Source organism: Streptococcus sp. HMSC077F03 (assembly GCF_001812375.1).
Lineage (GTDB): Bacteria > Bacillota > Bacilli > Lactobacillales > Streptococcaceae > Streptococcus > Streptococcus oralis_S.
Map to the genome: position 1 here is coordinate 1 of NZ_KV808779.1, position 1,133 is coordinate 1,133.

1 protein-coding gene and 2 pseudogenes are annotated in these 1,133 nt (G+C 38.2%); all 3 read right to left on the reverse strand.

Translation table 11 applies throughout. The features are described 5' to 3' along the window. A pseudogene (locus HMPREF2853_RS04875) lies at window positions 1-239 on the reverse strand (DUF2974 domain-containing protein); the annotation flags it as partial. Continuing rightward, a complete protein-coding gene (locus HMPREF2853_RS04880) occupies window positions 232-654 on the reverse strand; it encodes a hypothetical protein (RefSeq protein ID WP_070535116.1) in 423 nt (140 codons plus the stop codon). The pseudogene HMPREF2853_RS04875 and the gene HMPREF2853_RS04880, both read right to left, overlap by 8 nt. 89 nt (window positions 655-743) lie before the next feature. Further along, window positions 744-1,133 (reverse strand): annotated as a pseudogene (locus HMPREF2853_RS04885) (cutinase family protein); the annotation flags it as partial.

Consider the following 1,133-nt stretch of genomic DNA (forward strand, 5'->3'; position numbering starts at 1 on the left):
GTGACTTTATAAGTATCTCGCAACTCAGGATCTGGTTGCAAGTAGACTCTACCATTATGGGGAAGATGTTTACCTCCAGGGGTGATTTCTTCGTTATAAATTATTTCTTTTGAATAGTCAAACACTCTTGCTTCTATTGAATTATTTTTAGGTGGAAAATTATTGGGACGACCAATATAAGCCGATTGCGCTAAATCCGCATAAAAATTATCAAAGGTTTTTAAATTACTGTTAGTCATAAATCTCCCATACGTTGCCTTTCAAAACTCTTATCGGTTGCATTTCAGAAATTTTCTTAATATTGGGAATACTATTGCTATTATATTCTATAGGGAAACCAATTGTAAATTCAGTATCTTCATTGTTATTTATTTTTCCATCCAATGTTATAATATATCCCCCACCTTGAGGGGTACCATTTCCTATATTTTCTACTTTCATACTATCCCAATCAAATTGGACACTTTCGACTTTAGGATTTCTAGACTTTATAAAGTTCGCCATCTCCTCTTCATGCTCCTTCAGATAAGCTAACTGCTTAGCCCGTGGGCTCAGAGTTATTCCTCCAAATAGATTTGTTTCCTGTGCCATCCATGCGCCTCCTCCAAATACTACAAGGGCTATAACTAGCCAAACCAAAGTACGTTTTTTCATCTCTTTCCTCCTATATAGCGGAATCTAAGTTTATTATATCATGAATGTAAAAAAAAAATACTTTTAATAAGTATAGTTGTTCATTATAGATTCCCAGGTAATTTGGTAATGGTATGCTCACGATTAAGCATCCCCACGACATCAAAAGGATTGACATAGTACTCGATTTTTTCGCTAATCTTTTTGATTTTCTCATCACTGAGGCCCATTTTCTTTAAGCTCTTTGTCGTGTCTGGGCCATCAAAGAGGACCACTTTTCCGATTTTCTCCAGTTCTTCATCAGTGAGGCCAGCTACCCCTTGCGCAGAGACAATGGTTCCTAGGGAATGACCTGTGATGTCCATCGTAGCTTGCGGAGCTTTTTCGCGCATCTCTGCGATTTTAGCTTTCATACCTGCCGTCGCTAACTTAGCTTGCGGTGTATGGATGTGGTTGAGAGCGAACTTCGCATCGTTGTCAACCCAGTCGTTCCAATTTTC